The organism is Phenylobacterium sp. 58.2.17, from assembly GCF_026411515.1.
In the GTDB taxonomy this organism is placed as follows: domain Bacteria; phylum Pseudomonadota; class Alphaproteobacteria; order Caulobacterales; family Caulobacteraceae; genus Phenylobacterium.
The window spans coordinates 281,737-299,411 of sequence record NZ_JAPMTQ010000001.1 but is presented as its reverse complement, the minus strand read 5'-3'; the positions used below and the strand labels follow the sequence as shown (position 1 = coordinate 299,411).

The window sequence follows — 17,675 nt, the reverse complement described above, 5'->3', positions numbered from 1 at the left end:
GATAGCGGCTAGGCGGCGTGGTCGCCCCAGTCGCGGCTGATGGCCAGCGCCGCGAGGGTGCAGATCGCACCCGACAGCAGGTAGGCGCCGACCGACCACAGCCCAAAGCGCGTGGCCAGCAGCAGCGCCACCAGAGGCGCGAAGCCGGCCCCGATCAGCCAGGCTGAGTTGGCGACGATCGCCGCGCCCGTATAGCGGTGCTCGGGCGTGAACTTGCTGTTGACGATGCCCGACGACTGGCCGAACGCCAGCCCCAGCAGCACGAAGCCGACCAGCATGTAGAACACCTCGCCCACCGGCCCGGCGTTCAGCAGCTGGGGCGCAAAGCCGCTATAGGCGCCGATCAGCACCGCCGAGACGCCCAGCAACGCCCGCCGCCCGACCCGGTCGGCGATCACGCCCGAGGCGACGACCGCGCCCAGGCAGACGATCGCCCCCAGGCCCTCGATGATCAGGAACCGGATCGGCGGCTCGTCGGCGAACAGGGTGACGTAAGACAGCGGGAAGACGGTCACCAGATGGAACAGCGCAAAGCTGGCCAGGGTGGCCAGCGCGCCGAGCGCGATGGTCCGCCACTCGGCGAACACGGTGAGGAACGGCGGCGAGGGCTGCAACTCGCGGGTTTCGAACAGGCGCTGGAACTCCGGCGTCGCGACGATCCGCAGGCGGGCGAACAGGGCCACGACGTTGATCGCCAGGGCCACGAAGAACGGATAGCGCCAGCCCCAGGTCAGGAAGTCGTCCGCCGGCAGCACGTAGAGGAAATAGCCGAACAGCGCCGCGGCCACGAGCAGGCCCAGAGGCGCGCCCAACTGCGGGATCATCGCATACCATCCGCGCCGCTCGGGCGGGGCGTTCAGCGACAGCAGCGAGGGCAGGCCGTCCCAGGCGCCGCCCAGCGCCATGCCCTGGCTGAAGCGGAACAGCGCCAGCAGCGCCGCCGACCACATCCCGACCTGATGGTAGCTGGGCAGCAGCGCCATCGCCATGGTCGAGCCGCCGAGCAGGAACAGCGCAATGGTCAGCTTGACGCCGCGCCCGTGACGGCGGTCCAGCGCCGTGAACAGCAAAGTGCCGAACGGACGACCGACGAAGGCCAGGGCGAACAGGGCGAACGAATAGAGCGTGCCGGTGACCGCATCGACGTACGGAAAAACCACGGCCGGGAACACCAGAACCGAGGCGATCGCATAGACGAAGAAGTCGAAGAACTCGCTGGTCCGGCCGATGATCACACCGATCGCAATTTCGCCGGGAGCCACCCGGTGCTCTCGTGCGTTGATCAGCGCAGCGTCGCGCTCCAGCGGCGTTGACGTCGATGACGCGGTGACCGGCCCGACCATGCTGCTGATCTCCTCTGTCCCTCTGCGTTTCCGAATGGCGGTCGGGCCTTTAGCCGGCTCGCGCCCACCCTTGGCTTGAGAGCGGAACAACGATGCCGCGACAAGGCAATGGCCGATGGGCGAGATCGTTCCCGAGGGGAGGGGCCAAGCTTGCGGTCGCCGCCCTGGTTCTGGCGCCTCTGCTGTTCCTAGCCGGCTGTGCGCGCGACGTGCTCGACCCGGCCGGCGACATCGCCCTCCAGCAGCGCAATCTAATTTACACCTCGACCGGCCTGATGCTGCTGATCATCGTCCCTGTGATCGTGCTGATCGTGGTGTTCGCCTGGCGCTATCGCAGCGGCAACCGCGAGGCGACCTACGATCCGAACTTCGACCATTCCACCTCGCTCGAGCTGGCGATCTGGGCCGGGCCGCTGCTGATCATCATCGCGCTCGGTGCGCTTACCTGGTCGAGCACGCACCTGCTTGACCCGTTCCGGCCCCTGGACCGCATCGCCCCGGGCAAGCCGACTGTGGCCGGCGAGGCGCCGCTGACCGTCCAGGTGGTGGCGATGGATTGGAAGTGGCTGTTCATCTACCCCGAGCAGGGGGTCGCCAGCGTCAATGAATTGGTGCTGCCGGTCGACCGCCAGGTGCGCTTCGACATCACCTCGACCAACATGATGAACACCTTCTACGCCCCGACCCTGGCGGGGATGGTCTATGCGATGCCGGGCATGCGCAGCCAGCTGCATGCGGTGCTCAACCGGCCTGGCGACTACGAAGGCTTCTCGGCCAACTACAGCGGCGAGGGCTTCTCGGACATGCGTTTCCGCCTGCGCGGCGTGGACGCCGCGGGCTTCGAGGCGTGGGTGGGGCAGGCCAGGTCCGCCGCCCCCCTCACCACGTCGGCCTATCTCGCCCTTGAAAAGCCGAGCGAAAAGGTGCCGCCGATGGCCTTCGGGACGGTCGAGCCGGACCTCTTCCACCGAGTGCTGAACCGCTGCGTGTCGCCCGGCACGCCCTGCATGCACGAGGTCATGGCCCAGGATCGCCAGCGGGGCGGGGCGCAGGGCGCCAAGGCCGCCGAGCCGCCCGTGAAGGCCGCGCCGCATCACCACGACACCTCGTTCCTCGAACCAGGCGCGGCCATGGCGCTGGGATGAGCCGGAGATAGCGATGCGCGAGCAGACCTTCTGGACGATGCTGTTCGGCCGGCTGACGTGGGAGTCCATTCCGCTCCACGAGCCGATCCTGCTCGGCACCTTCATCGTCGTGGTCCTGCTCGGCCTGGGGATCCTCGCGGCGGTGACGCGCTACCGGCTCTGGGGCTGGCTCTGGCGCGAGTGGCTGACCACAGTCGATCACAAGAAGATCGGGATCATGTACATGATCCTGGGCATCATCATGCTGCTGCGGGGTTTCGCCGACGCCCTGATGATGCGCGCCCAGCAGGCCATCGCCTTCGGCGGCGCCGAGGGCTACCTGCCGGCCCACCACTACGATCAGATCTTCACCGCCCACGGGACGATCATGATCTTCTTCGTGGCGATCCCGCTGATCGTCGGGCTGGTCAACTTCGTCATGCCGCTGCAGATCGGCGCGCGCGACGTGGCGTTCCCGTTCCTCAACAGCCTGAGCTTCTGGCTGACCGTGGCCGGCGCGGTGCTGGTGATGATCTCGCTGTTCGTCGGCGAGTTCTCGCGCGGCGGCTGGCTGAACTATGTGCCGGTCACCAACATCCAGAACAGTCCGGACACCGGGCCGGACTACTACCTATGGGCGCTGCAGATCGCCGGGGTCGGCACCACCCTGTCGGCGATCAACATGGTCACCACCATCATCAAGATGCGCGCGCCGGGCATGACGATGATGAAGATGCCGGTGTTCTGCTGGACCGCCCTGTGCAGCAACGTCCTGGCCATCGCCATCTTCCCGGTGCTGACCGGGGCCTTCGCGCTGCTGATGCTCGACCGCTACGTCGGAATGAACTTCTTCACCAACGACCTCGGCGGCAACCCGATGATGTACTGGAACCTAGTGTGGATCTGGGGGCATCCGGAAGTCTACGTTCTGGTCCTGCCGGCGTTCGGGATTTTCTCGGAGATCACCTCGACCTTCTCGGGCAAGCGGCTCTTCGGCTACTCCTCGATGGTCTACGCCACGGTGGTCATCACCATCCTGTCGTACCTGGTCTGGCTGCACCACTTCTTCACGATGGGGTCGGGGGCCAGCGTGAACTCGTTCTTCGGCATCGCCACCATGGTGATCTCGATCCCTACGGGGGCGAAGATCTTCAACTGGCTGTTCACGATGTACCGCGGCCGGATCCGTTTCGAGCTGCCGATGATGTGGGTGGTGGCCTTCATGCTGACCTTCGTGGTCGGCGGGATGACCGGGGTGCTGCTGGCTGTGCCGCCCGCCGACTTCGTGCTGCACAATAGCCTGTTCCTGGTCGCCCACTTCCACAACGTCATCATCGGCGGCGTGGTCTTCGGCCTCTTCGCCGGCATGGTCTACTGGTTCCCCAAGGCGTTCGGCTTCAAGCTCGACCCGTTCTGGGGGAAGATCTCGTTCTGGGGCTGGGTGATCGGCTACTGGGTCGCCTGGACGCCGATCTACGTGGTAGGGCTGATGGGCACCACGCGCCGCGTGCGCCACTTCGACGACCCCTCGCTGCAGATCTGGTTCGTCATCGCCGGCATCGGCGCCCTGATCATCCTGGTCGGCATCGTCGCCTTCGTGATCCAGATCGCCGTCAGCATCCGCAACCGCGAGGCCCTTCGCGACACCACCGGCGATCCCTGGGACGGGCGCACCCTGGAGTGGTCGACCACCTCGCCGCCGCCGCCCTACAACTTCGCCTTCACCCCGCGGGTGCACGACCTCGACGCCTGGTACGACATGAAGGCGCTCGGCCATGCGCCGCCGACCGAAGGCTTCCGGCCGATCCACATGCCGCGCAACACCGGGGCAGGGGTGATCATCTCGGCCCTGGCCCTGGTGCTGGGCTTTGCGATGATCTGGTACATCTGGTGGCTGGCGGCGCTCAGCTTCGTGGCGCTGCTGGTCTACTCGATCGCCCACACGTTCAACTACGACCGCGACTATTACGTGCCAGCCGAGGAAGTGGCCCGCATCGAAGGCGCGCGCGCGCCGGGGGCGGCCTGACATGGCCCGCGAAACCCTCGACGCCGCGCCGGCGGTGAACCCGACCTACTACCTCGTCGAGGAGGACGAGCACCACGCCGCCAGCGGCGGCGGCACGCTGCTCGGCTTCTGGATCTACCTGATGAGCGACGCGCTCATCTTCGCCACCCTGTTCGCCACCTTTGGCGTGGTCTCAGGCAACTACGCCGGCGGCCCGGCCCCGCGGGAGATTTTCGAACTGCCGCTGGTGGCGCTCAACACCGCCATGCTGCTGCTGTCATCGATCACCTTCGGCATGGGGATGATCGACATGGAGGCGGGGCGCACCCGCGCTGTCCAGGGCTGGCTGGCGGTGACGGCGCTGTTCGGCCTCGCCTTCATCAGCATCGAGCTCTACGAGTTCGCCAGCTTGATCGCCGAGGGGGCGACGCCCCAACGCTCGGCCTTCCTGTCGGCCTTCTTCACCCTGGTCGGCACCCACGGCTTGCACGTCACCTTCGGCCTGATCTGGATCGCGGTGATGATGGTCCAGATCGGCCAGCGCGGCCTGATCCCCGAGAACCGCCGTCGGCTGATCTGCCTGGGCATGTTCTGGCACCTGCTCGACGTGGTGTGGATCGGCGTCTTCACCTTCGTCTACCTGCTCGGAGTCCTGCGGTGAACGCATCAGACGACCACGTGCACGGCCACGGCGACACTCACGGCCACGGAACCCGGCGGGACTATCTGATCGGCTTTGCGCTGTCGGCGGTGCTGACCGCAGCCCCGTTCTGGCTGGTGATGACCGGGGCGCTGGGCGACTCGCGGGTGACCGCGGCCTGGATCATCGCGCTCGCCTTCGCGCAGATCGTCGTCCACACGATCTTCTTCCTGCACGTGAACACCCAGGCCGAGGGCGGCTGGACCCTGCTGGCCCTGCTGTTCACCCTGGTGATGGTCGCCATCGTGATCAGCGGCTCGCTGTGGATCATGTACCACCTGAACAGCAACATGATGTCGATGCCGATGCCGCCCGAGGCCGCCGCCGGCCCGCCATGACGCGGCGGCTGTTCGCGCTGGCCTGCCTGCTGCTGGCGGCCGGCTTCACCGCCCTGGGCGTCTGGCAGCTCGAACGCCGCGCCTGGAAGCTCGACCTCATCGCCCGCGTGGAGGCGCGCATCCATGCGCCGCCGCGCCTGCTGACCGATCTGTCAGGCCTGAGCGACGCCGACGCCTATCGGCGCGTGCGCCTCAGGGGAGCCTTCCAGAACGATCGCGAGACCCTGGTCCAGGCCCTGACCGAGCGCGGGGCGGGCTGGTGGGTGATGACGCCGCTGCGCACGCCGGCCGGAACCGTTCTCGTCAATCGCGGCTTCGTGCCGGCTTCGCACCGCGACCCGGCGACTCGCCCGCCGCCGACCGGGACCATTGAGGTGACCGGGCTGCTGCGCGCCAGCGAGCCGGACGGGGGCTTCCTGCGATCCAATGATCCAGCGTCGGGCCGCTGGTACTCGCGAGACGTCGCCGCCATCGCCCGCGCCCGCGGCCTGGACGAGGTCGCGCCGGTCTTCATCGATGCGGAGGCAGCTCCTGGGTCAGGCTACCCGGTTGGCGGTCTGACGGTCGTCGCTTTCCGCAACGCGCATCTGGTTTACGCCCTGACCTGGTTCGGCCTGGCCGCGCTCAGCCTGGCCGGCGCGGCGATCGTCTGGCGTTCGGGCGCGGCTTCGCAGGGCCAGGCGGCCCGGACCCCCGCCGTCTAGCGAAGGGTCAATCCAGCGAATTTCGGAAAGAAATGGTGGGTGTACAAGGATTCGAACCTTGGACCCGCTGATTAAGAGTCAGCTGCTCTACCAACTGAGCTATACACCCATAACCGTTACGCCATAAGGCTTTGCGGTTGTTTCCAGAACGAAGCGGCGAAACCGTTTTACAGCGGGTTTTACCGGCCCCCGTTCGGGAGGCGTTCTACTAGCCGCCCTTTTCGAGCTTTGCAAGCACTGCTTTCACGACAGCCGCACGGCTCACATATTTCCTTTTCATGGCCTCCACGTCGTCCTCGCTCCAGCCCATCAGCAGGGCGACTTGGGCGCTGTCCAGACCTGCCGAAAGCAGGGTCGTGGCGGCGGTCCGGCGCAGGTCGTGGAAGGTGCGCTTGACCCGCGCGTCCTTGCAGGTCTTGCCGAACGACGAGCGCAGCCCGTCAGCGGTCCAGGGGCGCTTTCCACGCTCGGTCGTGAGGATGATCGGCCCGCGCTTGGGGATGCGCTCCAGCAGCGCGCGACAGGCCGGCGTGATCGGGATGGTGACGAACTTGCCGCGCTTCGATGTGAGGAAGCCGAAGGCCCCGTCACTCTCATGGTTCCAGGCCAGCCGGATCAGATCCGATTGGCGCAGGCCAGTGTGAGCGGCGAGGTGCACGGCCCAAGACAGCTCGGGTGAGGCGATCTTGTCGAACGCGGTGAAGTCGTCGGCGGTCCAGATCGCATCCGACTTGTTGGCGCTGTGCAGGCGTTCGATGTCCTCTGCGTGGTTCTCCCGGTTGAACCGGCGCCGTTTCTTGCCCCAAGCCAGCAGGCGCTTGAGCGTCGACACGGCATAGTCTGCGGTGCGCGGCTTGTCCGACATGCCGTCGCGCCACGCATAGAACTCTTCGGCCACGTCCGGGTCGTCGATCGCCGCCAGCGGCATGTCGCCGAACTCCTTCTCGATCATGTCGAGGTAGGTCCGGTAGGCGCGAGCGGTGTGGTCGCCAAGCTTCTTGAACTCGGGCGAGGCCTTGAAGGCGATGATCAGCGCCCGCACCGTCTTGCGTGGCGCTGCGTCTAGCTTCCGCGACCTGTGGGCGGCGGCGTAGGCCTCCACGAACTCGGGCGAGCCGGGAGCGCCAGGCAGGCGAGGGCCGCCGCGCCACGCGTAGTGGTACGTCCGCCCCTTCGAGGTGACGACGTGGACGTGTTTAAGCTGCACGACCGCCACGCGACTTCCTCCAGCGCTCGAGTTCGCTGGCAGGCTCGTCAGGAACCTCGGCACTGGTCAAGATGCGGAACGACCCGTCGGGCCGAATGTCCACGCCGCCGATCTTCTCGCCCACGGCCTTGAGGGCACGGGCGGCCCGCTCGACGTCGGACTGTGTGAACAGGGCGCGCTTCGTCATCCCCCGCCTCCAGTATCGTGGGTGGCGGGGCCGGAGATCAGCAGGCTCTTGGGCATCTGCGCCGACGAGTAGGCGATGGCGAGTTGCGGCTTGGCCCATTCGCCTACAGTCGAGCCGTCAGGCAGAACGGTGTGGGCCAAGAACTCGTCTTCGACGGTCGTGATCCCAGCGGCGACGGCTTCCAGCTTCGCCTTGATGACGAGCGCGAGCGCCCGCCAGCGTTGGCGGCAGGCTTGCTCCCAGGCCGCCTCAGCCGCCGCAGCGGTGCGGAGGTCGCCCCGAGACGGCGTGTGCGTGAACTCCCGGTCGTCGGGGTCCGGCATCGGCAGGATGAACTTGATGTGCCGGCCGGCCATGCGGAACATCACGACTGCGGTATCGCGCTCGGTCAGGTAGCCGAAGGCGTCGGCCTTGTAGCGGCGAAGGGTGGTTTCGATCTCGGCGCGGCTGCGCTCCGACGAAACCGTGGTGTCGGCGGCGTACTTAGCCATCAGCTTTCGCCTCCTGCGTCCTGGGGTGCTGGCGAAATGTGGGTCCAGGCGTCGAACCAGCGATCCGACGCGCCGCCGAAGCCGGGAAAGACCGACCAGCCAAGGTCGTAGTCCGAAGGCGTGCGCCCCTCGTGCCGGATGACGAAATAGCGGCCGGCGAGGTGGCCCCATCGCTCATCGTCCAGCGGAGCGACCCGAGCGAGGATGTACGAGCCATCCTTCGGCGCCGTCGATATCGGTTGCCAGTCCATCTACCGCCCTCCCTCGTGGTTAGGGGGAAGGGGAAGGGGTTCATCCCGGGAACCTTCACGCTCGATCACGCTGGCGTCGCTTCCTTCGGAAGCTGACTGGGTCAGCGACGTCGCCGCTATCACCGCGAGATACGAAACCGTCAGGCCGTAGGCGGAGGCGATCCCAGCCAGTGTTTGGACCGTAGGGTTGCGCGACCTCCCCATTTCCATTTCCCAAAGGTGGGCCTTGGTGCATCCAATCTTGGCCGCCGCTTTGGAAAGGCTAAGTCCGCCGCGGGCTTGCCGCAGCAGAGGGCCAAATCTGATTTGCGAGATAGGGGGGGGCTGGAAGGTCGATCTATAGTCGCCACGCACGGCCGGCTTGTCATCAACGCCTTTCTGGACGTTCTGGCACGAACAGTAGTCGTCAGAGCCGCCGCAGGGGCAGGCGATTCCCTGGTCGATTTGCCACTGACTGCGGGCGCCAGTCATTGGTTATCTCCCCTGCCAAGCCCGAGCGGGCAGGGAGAGACAGGGCATTCCGCGCAGTACCGGAATGTGCCCGCGTGGGGGCAGTCGTCATCAATTCCACCGGAGTGCAGCGAGCCGGGCGAGCGCTCTTGGGCGTCCGCGCAAGGCTGGCTCCGGGAGGGACTATCTTCCTCTTCCTCCCCCCACGAGGAGAAGAGGGAGAGGAGACGGCTAGTCGCGTGCTCGACGACTTCCCACGGTTCCGGAATGGCCGAGTTCACCGCGTCATCGACGATCCTCGCCACCTCTTCCCTGCTCGGCATAGGGCGGGAGAGGGCGGGGGCGGCGTAGAGCGGTTGGACGCGATAACCGCGCTGCGCGTACAGGTCCGCCGAGATCTTCTCCGCAACAGCGAAGCGACCGTCTGCGAAATCGTTCACGAGCCAAGCCACCGCCTCCCCGCTGGAGAGGGCTTCTAGGCGGGAGGCGGCTTGCTCCATCGCCACTCGCGCGGCGGCTGGCATGTACTTGTAACGGACATGCTCACGCAGCCGTTCGATCAGCTCCTTATCGGTCTGCATGGGCGTCTCCTTGGAGGGCTTGGCGGGCGATGGCCTGTAGGTGGCTGGCGCTGTACGCGATGCTGTACGCGAGCCCCGACAAATGCCGGCCAGCGGCGTCTGCTCTCGCCTTCATCGCGGTCAAGGGCTGGTCGATCTCTTCCAGCGCCTCCTTCATCCTCCGGTGTGAGGCGAGAAGGGCGGTGATCTCGCGCTTGAGGATCGGAACGTTGCGATCCAGCAAGACCGCGTCTTCCGCAACGAACTGCGCCAGGGACGCCTCAACGTCCGCTATGGTCTGGTCAGTCATCGGAGCCTTGACGCGCGAACTGCTTGGCGCGAGACTCTTCGCGTCAAGAACGTGCGTCGGACCCTGGTCCATGCTTAGGCGGCCCGGCTTTTGCTCGGGCCGTTTCACATTTTGATCACCCACGGTCGCCCCCTCCTTGATCTTGGGAGGCGCGAACCCAGCGCTCAGGGTCCAGCCGCTGGCCTGCCGTGATGCACTTGTCGCGCCAGTAGTGGCCACGCTCGCCCATGCTGACGAACATGTCCGGCTCATCGAACTGCTCGACGAGGAAGGCCGCGATCTCCTTGCGCTCCTCTTGGAGGCGGGAGAGTTCGGCAGCGGCCTCGCGCATAGCTTGGCAGCAGGCTTCCCCCGTCTTCGCGCCGACGTTGGCGTACCAGCCGGGTTCCAGGGCGCTAAGCGTCGTCAGCCGCTCCTTCAGGTCATGTCCCATGGGTCAGCGAGGCTCCTGTAGGGCGGCTCGGCGATACTCCCAACGCCACGGCGGCGGGCGGTCAGAGTTTTTCCGATGGTCGTAACCGCCGCGTCTCTCGACGTTTTCCAGCCACAGAACGTGGCCACAAGCAGTGCGGACGGGGCACCAGGCGAACCACCTATGCCACCGGAACCGGGCTTGGGCGCGCGTCAGCTTACCCACGTTCGGCTTCTCCCTGGTGCTGGAGGGCGCGGAGGAGGCTCAGGCAGAGTGAAATGACCGGGCTGGCCGCCTCGACGTAGACCTCAAGCCCCGTTGGCATGAAGGTTCGCGCCCAGCCGCCTCCTGACGGGCGTTTTCCAACCGCCCAGCCGCACCCCGGCAGCTTCCGCTCTATGAGCTCCACGATGGCGTCGAGAGAGGTGGTGTAGGCAGGGGCGGATGCGTGACGTTTCTGGCCGGTCGGCCCCGTGTTCCCCCAGCTATCGGCGCCACAGTCGAGGCAGGTCCACCCTGTGTCAGACTGCGCGCTGTCGTCGCGCTGGCGGTCGGCCGGATGAAGGCACCAGCCTTCCACATGGACGGCGATGGCCATGTCCAGTTCCCGGCTTCCCTCGCTCGCAGCCTCAAGCCGCCCGATCAGCTCAGACGCTTCCATTGTCCGCTCCGTTGGTCATGGCTTCGATAGCTTCGGTGGACCACTGGGATGCGGCCGCAAGGTTCCAGAGCGCGGCGATGCGTCGAGCGACCCGCGTCCGCTCCTCGTGCGTCAGGTTGTAGGAATAGGTCGCCGTAGCCAGCCCGACGTCGCTTTGTGACAGGGCCAGCCTGACGGATCGGTGGCCATCCCAGGCGGCGGGTTTGAACTCCACCGGCTCGTTGTCGCCACGACGCGGCGCGAGGGTCCGCGCGACTTGATCGGCAGGCTGCGTCACGTCTCCGCTCCTTGCTGGGTGTCGGTGAGAAGGGCGCGGCCGGCTTCAGTGATCTTGGCAGAGCGGCTGAACAGGATGCCGCCACCCCTGAGGATCATGCCGCCGATCTGGAGCAGCCCTAGGGCGTCAAGCTCGTGCGCCACTGGATGGTTGTGGCTGATCTCCAACTCGCCTTGAACGCCCAACTCCAGCAGTTCGCGCTGCGCCTTGGTCAGCTTCCCGCTCATCGCGCATCCCCTTCAGCATTGGCGGTAGAGAGGGCGTTCCGCGCGACTTGCCGAATGGTGTCGTAACCAGCCTGCCACGGGCGGTCTCCGAGGTTGCCCTCAGCGATGGACCGCAGAGCCGACAACGCGTCGTTCAGCCTCGCTTTCGTTCGGCGCAGATCACCGATGTCATCCCCTTCAGCATTGGAGGCTCCTGCGGTGAGGGTGGAGAGCAGACGGTCGGCGGCTTCGAACCAGACGTCTTGGCTCTCGTTCGCCTCCCAGATCGCGCCCTGGTGGCCGTACATGGCGAGGTAGATGGCCTTGCCTAGCGTCTCCCTGCTGATCCCCGAGAAGGGGGAGGCGAGAGCGTCTTCATGAGCGTCCAATTGCTCAATGATGTCGTCAGCCGTGATGCCGCCGTGGAAGTAGTCTCGCGGATCGTACAGCCCGCGCGTGCCAAGCCATTTCAGCATCGCTTCGAACAGTTCGCGCTCTGCTTCTCGATTGCCGCGCTCTAGTTCGCCCTCGTCTCCTGCCTTGGGCGTAGAGGGGGAGGTGTACATGTTGAGCACTTCACGCGCGGCCTGCTTGCGGCGCTCGCGGATATGGTGGCAGTCGGCAATATCGCAGTCGGGGCAGACCTCGACGGCGCCTGTGAACTTGTAAGAGTTGCTTACAGGTTTCTTCTCTTCTCCTTCCTGGACCCTGGCGATGAGGGCGAAGGCTCCGCGAAGTCCGTCGAGTGCGGATTGGGCCTTCGCGACGTTGACGACCACGCGACCTGCGTCCGGCTTGGTGAAGACCGTCCCGGCGATCGCGACGTCGAGAAGCGCGATAGTCTGGACGATGGCGCTCTTGACCGCCTCCAGATCGAGCTTGGGCTGTTCGTTGGCGGGATGGGTCATGCGGCGCACCCGCGAAGCAGGCCGCCAAGCGTCTGCATGGAAGCGTCGGTTTCGACCGCATGGGCGATCAGCTCAGCGTCGATGTCGCCAAGCTGGTTGAGGATGGCGTCGGCCAGTTCGTCGTCCGAGACGTAGCCGTCACAGCGATCCCAGGGCCGCGACTTGCCGTCGATCTTCACAACCTCGATGTCCTCGATCATCGCAGGCTCGGCAGGCGAGCCGCCGTGGTCGTACGTGGGCGGCGTCTCGGCGCGGCCCGGAATGAAGCTGTAGGACAGCCTGACGTCGAACTCGGCGGTTGGGACATCGCCGCCGAAGCTGACGCCGGTGGCATAGGTGTAGCGGGTCGCCATGATTAGGACTCCCATCCGGCCGAAAGGCCCATGTGCGGGGTGAAGACGTATTTCTTGCCATTGGCGGGGTTCCAGAGGCGGTAGTCGCCGCCGACCCTTTCCACCACCTCGAGGCCCTTCACGAAGCCGACGTTGACCACATCACCCGGCGCCCAAGCCTGCTTAGCGCGCGGCGTTGCGTAGCCGTTCTGAAGGCCCCCGAGGGCGGTTTTCGAAGCGCGGTATCCGTTCCAGCTGCTGGCCATGTGTTGTCTCCGTATCCGATAGCGGTTATATAACCGGTGGCGGTTATGGGCGTCAATAAGCGATATCGGAAATATGCAATCTTTGACTGACAAAGCGGTGGCGGTTAAGGCGGTGCGCATGGGTCGCCCGCCGCTCGGAATCAAAACCACGACCGTTCGCCTGCCTGAGCAGGTGATGGCGCGTATAGAGGCCGTTGCCGGAAAGAACCGGATGGCGCAGTTCATCCGTGAAGCGGTCGAGGCCGAGCTTCTGCGGCGCGAGAAAGGCGGCTGACGGTGTGCTAGGGTTTGTCCATGACCGCGCGCTTCAACATCCGGCGCGAAGCTGACGGCTGGCTCGTGTTCGATGAATGGACTGGGCTGACTGTCGGTCGCGAAGACGGAAGCCTGCTGGCGGCCCTTGACTTCGAGGACGCCGACGACTTCGCCGACCTGCTCAGCCGGGCGCATGAGCGCGGCCTGGCGGATTTCCGGATCGAGTAGCACCTCACCCATGATCGCGGCCTTCAGCCTGGGAGATGGCGGCGAGAGCCTTCCGAACCTCACCGACGGTCATATCGACCGGGAGGACTTGGTCGTCAGGGATGGACGCAGCCGGGTTGCCGACGTTGGTGGGGATCAGCGCCTTCAGCGCCTCCAGCAGAGCGGGGGCGGCGGCGATCAGGCGGGCGTTGGCGCGGCTTCTATTGTGGCGCGTGATCCAGCATTCAGCGACAAGCTCGCCATCGGCGGATGCGCGGATCGTGGCCGACCCGGCATCGAGAACGCCAACCTCCCAAGGCCCAGGCGTGAAGGATTGCTCGCTCACTTCGCGGCTCCGTGTTCATGGGAGGGGGAGAACGGCGTCAGGCTCTCTTCGGGCACGCCAAGGAACTGCACTCCCGATCCATAGTGGTAGGCGCTGGGCGGATCGGTGCTAAGCGCGTAGGTCCACGTCCGGCGCTCGCTGCTGGACGACATGCTGATGCCGACCACGCAGAGCTTCACGACCTGGGAGATTTTGACGCCCGAGACCTCGCCCGCGACGGTGTAGTTTACCGACTGCCCGAGACAGTAGAGGGGACCGCCGTCGAGATGCGCCTTGAGCCAACGCCAGCCGACGTTGTTGGAAAGCGGGCCGCCTTCGCATTCGAACCCGCATTTCTCGATTTGGTCGATTGCGGCTTTGGTCGTGTTGAGTTCAACCACCAGTCTTCTCCTTCTCCAGAGCGACCGCCGGGGGTTGCTCGTCTTGCGCGCAATGGCTGAACAGCACTGCGCTTAGGGCTAGGACGATCAGGGCTTCCAGGAGGGGGCGGGGCGTCATCGACCGCTCCGCGGGGAGAAGCGGCGCAGTGCGGCCCGGCCGTCGTCACCAGCCTGATAGGCCGCGTAGAGCGCCGCCGAGAGGTCGAGTGGATCGGCGCCAACCTCGGCGCCCCACCACTTGCGCTCGTCGCCGTAAGCGTGCTGGGCGTCGTGATGGGTGCGGCAGACGGGGAGGCACCATTTATCGTCCGGCTTCATGCCGCTGCCTGGATTGACCTTGCCCGCTTTGACGTCGGAGTAGCGGATGTGCGCCGGGTCGATGCGGCCCGAGCAATGCCAGCCGGTGATGAGCCCGACGACGCAGCATTGCCGGCGCAGGAAGGCGAGGTAGCCGTTGTCGCGCTCGCGCGGCTTGCGCTGCTCAGGCCGCTTGCGGTCGATCGCCGCTTCACGCTTCCGGCGGCCCTGAGCCCTGGCGATCTTCGCGGCCTCGCGCTCGGGGCGTTCAAGCTCCTTCACCTGGGCCCGGAGGCTGTTCAGCGCGCGGCGCTTCTCTTCGGACATGCGCAGCATCACGCAGCCCTCCGCTCGAAGAAGCGCACCGAAGGCTGGGAGTAGCCGCCGGGCGTCTGAGCCTCGAGGTCATCCAGCAGGCGCTCGCCATAGGGCAGGATGTCGATCCACTCGTTGCAGCGGATGATGGCCCCGTCCTCGACCAGGATCGCGAGGTGACGACGCAGGCGCTTGCGTTGGGTCTTCGAGAGGTTGTCGACCTGGCCCAACGCCTCGCGGATCTCGTCCACGGTGGCGCCGTTCTGGGCGACCCGCTTGAGGATGCGGTGGGTGAAGCCGCCGGGGGTGAAGTTGCGCTCGATTTCCATCACGCAGACTCCAGGCGGCGGGTCAGTTCACGGTTGGCGTTCCACTTGAGATCGGCCTCCATGTCGGCTTGGCGGGTCATCCACTGCAGGAAGCCGCTATCGACCTGGGCCCAAGGCTTGCCGCGCCACTCCTTGCCGATTGGGCACGTGGGGAAGACGCGGGGCTCGCGGGTCCAGGCGATCATGTCGCGGCCGGTGGCGCCGGCTTCGAGCAGGGCCTTCAGGACATGGGCGGTGACGTAGGCGTCAGGACCGGCCCGGTGCGGCGGCATGGCCGTGTTGTGGTCCAGGGCGAGCTTGCCCTGGTCTTCAAGCCAGTAGCGGAGGACGCTGTTTGAGTGCGCCGGCGCCTCAGGCCATATCCGAAGAGCGGCCTTGTAGGTGCAGATCAGCGGCATGACGCCATCGGCCTGCAGCCAGCGCTCTTCGAACTCCATGTTGTGCGCGGCGACCGCGGCGCAGTGGCTGGATTGCTCGAGCAGCTGCAGGGCATTGAACGCGGGAGCGCCGATGACGTCGTCCAGGCTGATGTGGTGGACTGCGCGGGTTTCCGGCGGGATGGCATCGACGGCGCACAGCCATGAGTCGGGCTCGCCAACCTCCCAGGTGCCATCGGCCAAACGAGACAGATCGCAGTAGCCTACCTCAACCACCTTGGCCGGCGGCTCAACGCCCGTCGTTTCGAAGTCGATGATGCGGATGATCGGGGCGGTCATTGGTCACCGCCTTTCGTCGCGTCTTCGGCCGCGAGGTAGCAGTCGTTGAAGACACCCTCGATCTCGGCCAGACGCTCTGGGTTCGACTTGTCGAGCCGGTTGCGCAGGCCCGAGGACCGCGCCCAGATTTCCTCCAACGCGGCCTTGTCGCCTGCCGCGGCGGCCTTCTTCAGGTCAGCCTCGAGCACCTCGGACCACTGGACGTCGGTCTTGATCTCCGAGCCGCGCACCACGCCGTCCGGAAGGTCGTCTGCAGGGCGCTCGTTGCCCGTCTTCGGCGCGTCGTCGATCACCTCGACTTCGACGGTCGTTGCGTCGTCGCCCGGCTCGTCGAAGTCGGCATGGAGCCGGCGCAGAGTTGCGGCGCCGGCTGCTTGCTGGCGGAAGTCGTAGTGATCGTCGTCTCGCTGGAAGACCTGCTGCAGGTCGGTCGACATGGGTAGGCGCTTGGAGAGGCGGCGCAGGACAGTCTTGCGGGCCATCTCGCCCCACCACTGAACCCAGGGACCGTTGCCCTTCGCCCTGCTCACGTTGCGGACCTGCTCGACCTCCGAGACGGACATCACCTCGCGGTAAATGCCGCCGTCCTTGGTCTTGGCGATGGCGTAGACGGCGATTGCCTTCCCGCGGTCGCCCTCCATGTAGGGCCGGTGCTCAATGCGCTCTTCGTCGCCGAGCGTGTAGCTCCAGACGTCCTTGTCGTAGACGACGTGGGCGTTGATCGTTTCCAACTCGCCCGAGCGCCGGACCTTGGTGAGGACGCCCGCGATCATAGGCAGATAGCTGGCCTTGTTGCCGTAGGTCACCAGTGCGGCCTCGCGGCCGTCCGGCATCAGGCCGTCCTGGGCGCACTTCATGGCCGCAGCGAGGACCGACTGCCGGTCAGCCTTCTGCAGGTCGGGGTTAGTGTTGATCGCCGTCATGACGACCCGGACGAACTTCTCCGGGGAGACGTGGTCGGGCAGCGCCAGGGCGAACTGCTTCTCCATGCGCTGGACGTCGCCCACGACGCCCTGAGCGCGCGGCTCGATCTTGGCGACGGCGTTGGTCTGAGCTTGTGCTTGGGCGGCCATCAGGCGGCGTCCTTATGGAGTTCAGGGAAGGTGACGGGCTCGGCGACGTCGCTGAGCCAGGGCGGAAACTCGTGGTCGACCGGCTCCTCGGCGGGCTCGACGACCGCCCACGGCACATCGAAGCCGAACCGGTCCCGGAAGGTCCGGTAGTTGGCGAGGGCGACCTCGACCTTCTGGCGGCCGCTATCGAAGCTGGCGTCGAAGTGGGAGCGGATGATCGGCTTGATCACCGGCGCGTAGCCGGCTTTGTCGTCGCGGCGGCGGTAGAAGATCCAGCACCACTGCCAGGCCTCGACCTTGCTGACCTTGAGCAGCCATTCGCGCTGGGCCGGCGTGGCTCCGACGATCGGCAGGTCCGCCATGCGCTGGCGGGCCTGGAAGTACAGGAAGCGCTGCACATCCATGTGCCGTTGGGCGACGAGGCCCAGGCATTGCTGCTTGACGGTCTTACCCTTGGCGTCGCCGCCAAAGGTTTTCAGGTCGACGACGAACCGGGGCAGGAGCTTGTCGAACTTGGCGCGCAACTTCACGCCGCTCTCGTCAGTCCAGAGGACCGCGACTTCCGACAGGCCGGCCTTCATGGGCTCGCCGAGTTCGGGGTGGTTGAGGATCAGCTCGGCCATGTGCCGGACGCGGCGGTCGGCGTCCTCTGTCAGGATCACGACGCCAGGGGCTTCGTTCTCCTCCAGCCACTTCTGACACCAGCCGGAGTTGCCGTTCCACGGCTTCATCTCGCCGGTCTCGAAGCCCTTGCGGTCGGTGGCCGGGTACTCCTCCGGGCGCAGCTTCACGCGCTCGCGGTAGGCGGTCTCACCCTCCAAAACGAGGACGTGCAGCGCCGAGCCGAAGAGCATCTCATCGGACGCGTCGCGCTCAGGCCGATGGGGGTTGTGCCGCGACCCGTAGAACCAGTCGGCCGGGCGGTTGTGCAGTACGGTCAGGTCGGTCGAGCCGAGCCGGTCCTGGGCGAAGTAGACCTCGTCCTTGAGGTTCACGTAGATGCCGTCTGGAAGGTGTTTCACGGC

Annotated in this window: 29 protein-coding genes and 1 tRNA gene; 7 read left to right on the top strand and 23 right to left on the bottom strand. The window is 66.1% G+C overall.

Annotation, left to right across the window (positions count from 1 at the left end):
• Positions 1 to 8 precede the first annotated feature (8 nt).
• The gene (locus OUA97_RS01610) at positions 9 to 1,343 is read right to left on the bottom strand and encodes an MFS transporter (protein WP_267229990.1); all 1,335 of its coding nucleotides are present in this window, start codon (positions 1,341 to 1,343) and stop codon (positions 9 to 11) included.
• 92 nt (positions 1,344 to 1,435) lie between these two features.
• Between OUA97_RS01610 and cyoA the strand changes: the two genes are divergently transcribed.
• Genes cyoA through OUA97_RS01585 form a run of 5 tightly spaced genes read left to right on the top strand, consistent with a single transcriptional unit; the run spans position 1,436 to position 6,214 of the window.
• The gene (gene cyoA / locus OUA97_RS01605) at positions 1,436 to 2,488 is read left to right on the top strand and encodes a ubiquinol oxidase subunit II (protein WP_267229989.1); all 1,053 of its coding nucleotides are present in this window, start codon (positions 1,436 to 1,438) and stop codon (positions 2,486 to 2,488) included.
• Positions 2,489 to 2,525: 37 nt separating this feature from the next.
• Positions 2,526 to 4,493: a cytochrome o ubiquinol oxidase subunit I gene (cyoB, locus tag OUA97_RS01600; protein WP_267230038.1), complete on the top strand. Its 1,968-nt coding sequence runs from the start codon at positions 2,526 to 2,528 to the stop codon at positions 4,491 to 4,493.
• Between the two features lies 1 nt (position 4,494).
• Complete coding sequence (gene cyoC / locus OUA97_RS01595; RefSeq protein WP_267229988.1) at positions 4,495 to 5,133, top strand: cytochrome o ubiquinol oxidase subunit III; 639 nt, start codon at positions 4,495 to 4,497, stop codon at positions 5,131 to 5,133.
• Positions 5,130 to 5,510 carry a cytochrome o ubiquinol oxidase subunit IV gene (gene cyoD, locus OUA97_RS01590; RefSeq protein WP_267229987.1) on the top strand — a complete coding sequence of 127 codons (381 nt, stop codon included), beginning with the start codon at positions 5,130 to 5,132 and terminating at the stop codon, positions 5,508 to 5,510. The genes cyoC and cyoD overlap by 4 nt, the downstream gene beginning before the upstream one ends.
• On the top strand, positions 5,507 to 6,214 hold the full coding sequence (locus OUA97_RS01585) for an SURF1 family protein (protein WP_267229986.1): 708 nt from the start codon (positions 5,507 to 5,509) through the stop codon (positions 6,212 to 6,214). Before cyoD ends, OUA97_RS01585 begins: the two co-directional genes overlap by 4 nt.
• A gap of 33 nt (positions 6,215 to 6,247) precedes the next feature.
• Here the strand turns inward: OUA97_RS01585 and OUA97_RS01580 are convergent.
• From OUA97_RS01580 to OUA97_RS01515, 15 genes are all read right to left on the bottom strand, one after another.
• Positions 6,248 to 6,323: transfer RNA gene (locus OUA97_RS01580), tRNA-Lys, on the bottom strand.
• Positions 6,324 to 6,422: 99 nt separating this feature from the next.
• Positions 6,423 to 7,430 carry a tyrosine-type recombinase/integrase gene (locus tag OUA97_RS01575; protein ID WP_267229985.1) on the bottom strand — a complete coding sequence of 336 codons (1,008 nt, stop codon included), beginning with the start codon at positions 7,428 to 7,430 and terminating at the stop codon, positions 6,423 to 6,425.
• Positions 7,411 to 7,608 carry a hypothetical protein gene (locus tag OUA97_RS01570; protein ID WP_267229983.1) on the bottom strand — a complete coding sequence of 66 codons (198 nt, stop codon included), beginning with the start codon at positions 7,606 to 7,608 and terminating at the stop codon, positions 7,411 to 7,413. The genes OUA97_RS01575 and OUA97_RS01570 overlap by 20 nt, the downstream gene beginning before the upstream one ends.
• Positions 7,605 to 8,099 (bottom strand): hypothetical protein, encoded by a 495-nt coding sequence (locus OUA97_RS01565; protein ID WP_267229982.1) that lies wholly within the window; start codon positions 8,097 to 8,099, stop codon positions 7,605 to 7,607. The genes OUA97_RS01570 and OUA97_RS01565 overlap by 4 nt, the downstream gene beginning before the upstream one ends.
• Positions 8,099 to 8,350 carry a hypothetical protein gene (locus tag OUA97_RS01560; RefSeq protein ID WP_267229980.1) on the bottom strand — a complete coding sequence of 84 codons (252 nt, stop codon included), beginning with the start codon at positions 8,348 to 8,350 and terminating at the stop codon, positions 8,099 to 8,101. Before OUA97_RS01560 ends, OUA97_RS01565 begins: the two co-directional genes overlap by 1 nt.
• Complete coding sequence (locus tag OUA97_RS23385; RefSeq protein ID WP_416362398.1) at positions 8,351 to 8,821, bottom strand: helix-turn-helix domain-containing protein; 471 nt, start codon at positions 8,819 to 8,821, stop codon at positions 8,351 to 8,353.
• Positions 8,818 to 9,381, bottom strand: coding sequence for a hypothetical protein (locus OUA97_RS01555; RefSeq protein WP_267229978.1), 564 nt, complete (start codon positions 9,379 to 9,381; stop codon positions 8,818 to 8,820). Before OUA97_RS01555 ends, OUA97_RS23385 begins: the two co-directional genes overlap by 4 nt.
• The gene (locus OUA97_RS01550) at positions 9,368 to 9,670 is read right to left on the bottom strand and encodes a hypothetical protein (protein WP_267229977.1); all 303 of its coding nucleotides are present in this window, start codon (positions 9,668 to 9,670) and stop codon (positions 9,368 to 9,370) included. Before OUA97_RS01550 ends, OUA97_RS01555 begins: the two co-directional genes overlap by 14 nt.
• Positions 9,671 to 9,785: 115 nt before the next feature.
• A complete protein-coding gene (locus OUA97_RS01545) occupies positions 9,786 to 10,103 on the bottom strand; it encodes a hypothetical protein (protein WP_267229975.1) in 318 nt (105 codons plus the stop codon).
• Between the two features lie 196 nt (positions 10,104 to 10,299).
• A complete protein-coding gene (locus OUA97_RS01540) occupies positions 10,300 to 10,743 on the bottom strand; it encodes a hypothetical protein (protein ID WP_267229974.1) in 444 nt (147 codons plus the stop codon).
• Positions 10,730 to 11,020, bottom strand: coding sequence for a hypothetical protein (locus OUA97_RS01535; protein WP_267229973.1), 291 nt, complete (start codon positions 11,018 to 11,020; stop codon positions 10,730 to 10,732). The genes OUA97_RS01540 and OUA97_RS01535 overlap by 14 nt, the downstream gene beginning before the upstream one ends.
• Positions 11,017 to 11,247, bottom strand: coding sequence for a hypothetical protein (locus tag OUA97_RS01530; RefSeq protein ID WP_267229972.1), 231 nt, complete (start codon positions 11,245 to 11,247; stop codon positions 11,017 to 11,019). Before OUA97_RS01530 ends, OUA97_RS01535 begins: the two co-directional genes overlap by 4 nt.
• Entirely contained in the window at positions 11,244 to 12,134 is an 891-nt protein-coding gene (locus tag OUA97_RS01525) for a hypothetical protein (RefSeq protein WP_267229971.1), read from the bottom strand. Before OUA97_RS01525 ends, OUA97_RS01530 begins: the two co-directional genes overlap by 4 nt.
• Positions 12,131 to 12,487 (bottom strand): hypothetical protein, encoded by a 357-nt coding sequence (locus tag OUA97_RS01520; RefSeq protein WP_267229970.1) that lies wholly within the window; start codon positions 12,485 to 12,487, stop codon positions 12,131 to 12,133. Before OUA97_RS01520 ends, OUA97_RS01525 begins: the two co-directional genes overlap by 4 nt.
• Positions 12,488 to 12,489: 2 nt before the next feature.
• Entirely contained in the window at positions 12,490 to 12,732 is a 243-nt protein-coding gene (locus OUA97_RS01515) for a hypothetical protein (RefSeq protein WP_267229968.1), read from the bottom strand.
• Positions 12,733 to 12,805: 73 nt separating this feature from the next.
• Between OUA97_RS01515 and OUA97_RS01510 the strand changes: the two genes are divergently transcribed.
• Both OUA97_RS01510 and OUA97_RS01505 read left to right on the top strand, forming a co-directional pair.
• Positions 12,806 to 13,006: a hypothetical protein gene (locus OUA97_RS01510; protein WP_267229966.1), complete on the top strand. Its 201-nt coding sequence runs from the start codon at positions 12,806 to 12,808 to the stop codon at positions 13,004 to 13,006.
• Between the two features lie 20 nt (positions 13,007 to 13,026).
• Entirely contained in the window at positions 13,027 to 13,215 is a 189-nt protein-coding gene (locus OUA97_RS01505) for a hypothetical protein (protein ID WP_267229965.1), read from the top strand.
• 4 nt (positions 13,216 to 13,219) lie between these two features.
• On the opposite strand, the gene OUA97_RS01500 is transcribed toward OUA97_RS01505, so the two are convergent.
• The 7 genes from OUA97_RS01500 to OUA97_RS01470 all read right to left on the bottom strand — a co-directional run bounded on the left by OUA97_RS01500 (position 13,220) and on the right by OUA97_RS01470 (position 17,672).
• Positions 13,220 to 13,540 (bottom strand): hypothetical protein, encoded by a 321-nt coding sequence (locus tag OUA97_RS01500; RefSeq protein WP_267229963.1) that lies wholly within the window; start codon positions 13,538 to 13,540, stop codon positions 13,220 to 13,222.
• Positions 13,537 to 13,920 carry a hypothetical protein gene (locus OUA97_RS01495; RefSeq protein ID WP_267229962.1) on the bottom strand — a complete coding sequence of 128 codons (384 nt, stop codon included), beginning with the start codon at positions 13,918 to 13,920 and terminating at the stop codon, positions 13,537 to 13,539. The genes OUA97_RS01500 and OUA97_RS01495 overlap by 4 nt, the downstream gene beginning before the upstream one ends.
• 114 nt (positions 13,921 to 14,034) lie before the next feature.
• Positions 14,035 to 14,556: a hypothetical protein gene (locus tag OUA97_RS01490; RefSeq protein WP_267229961.1), complete on the bottom strand. Its 522-nt coding sequence runs from the start codon at positions 14,554 to 14,556 to the stop codon at positions 14,035 to 14,037.
• Positions 14,553 to 14,861, bottom strand: coding sequence for a hypothetical protein (locus OUA97_RS01485; RefSeq protein WP_267229960.1), 309 nt, complete (start codon positions 14,859 to 14,861; stop codon positions 14,553 to 14,555). Before OUA97_RS01485 ends, OUA97_RS01490 begins: the two co-directional genes overlap by 4 nt.
• Positions 14,861 to 15,577 carry a hypothetical protein gene (locus tag OUA97_RS01480; RefSeq protein WP_267229959.1) on the bottom strand — a complete coding sequence of 239 codons (717 nt, stop codon included), beginning with the start codon at positions 15,575 to 15,577 and terminating at the stop codon, positions 14,861 to 14,863. The genes OUA97_RS01485 and OUA97_RS01480 overlap by 1 nt, the downstream gene beginning before the upstream one ends.
• Complete coding sequence (locus OUA97_RS01475) at positions 15,574 to 16,650, bottom strand: recombinase RecT (protein ID WP_267229958.1); 1,077 nt, start codon at positions 16,648 to 16,650, stop codon at positions 15,574 to 15,576. Before OUA97_RS01475 ends, OUA97_RS01480 begins: the two co-directional genes overlap by 4 nt.
• Positions 16,650 to 17,672: a PD-(D/E)XK nuclease-like domain-containing protein gene (locus tag OUA97_RS01470; protein ID WP_267229957.1), complete on the bottom strand. Its 1,023-nt coding sequence runs from the start codon at positions 17,670 to 17,672 to the stop codon at positions 16,650 to 16,652. Before OUA97_RS01470 ends, OUA97_RS01475 begins: the two co-directional genes overlap by 1 nt.
• Positions 17,673 to 17,675 lie beyond the last annotated feature (3 nt).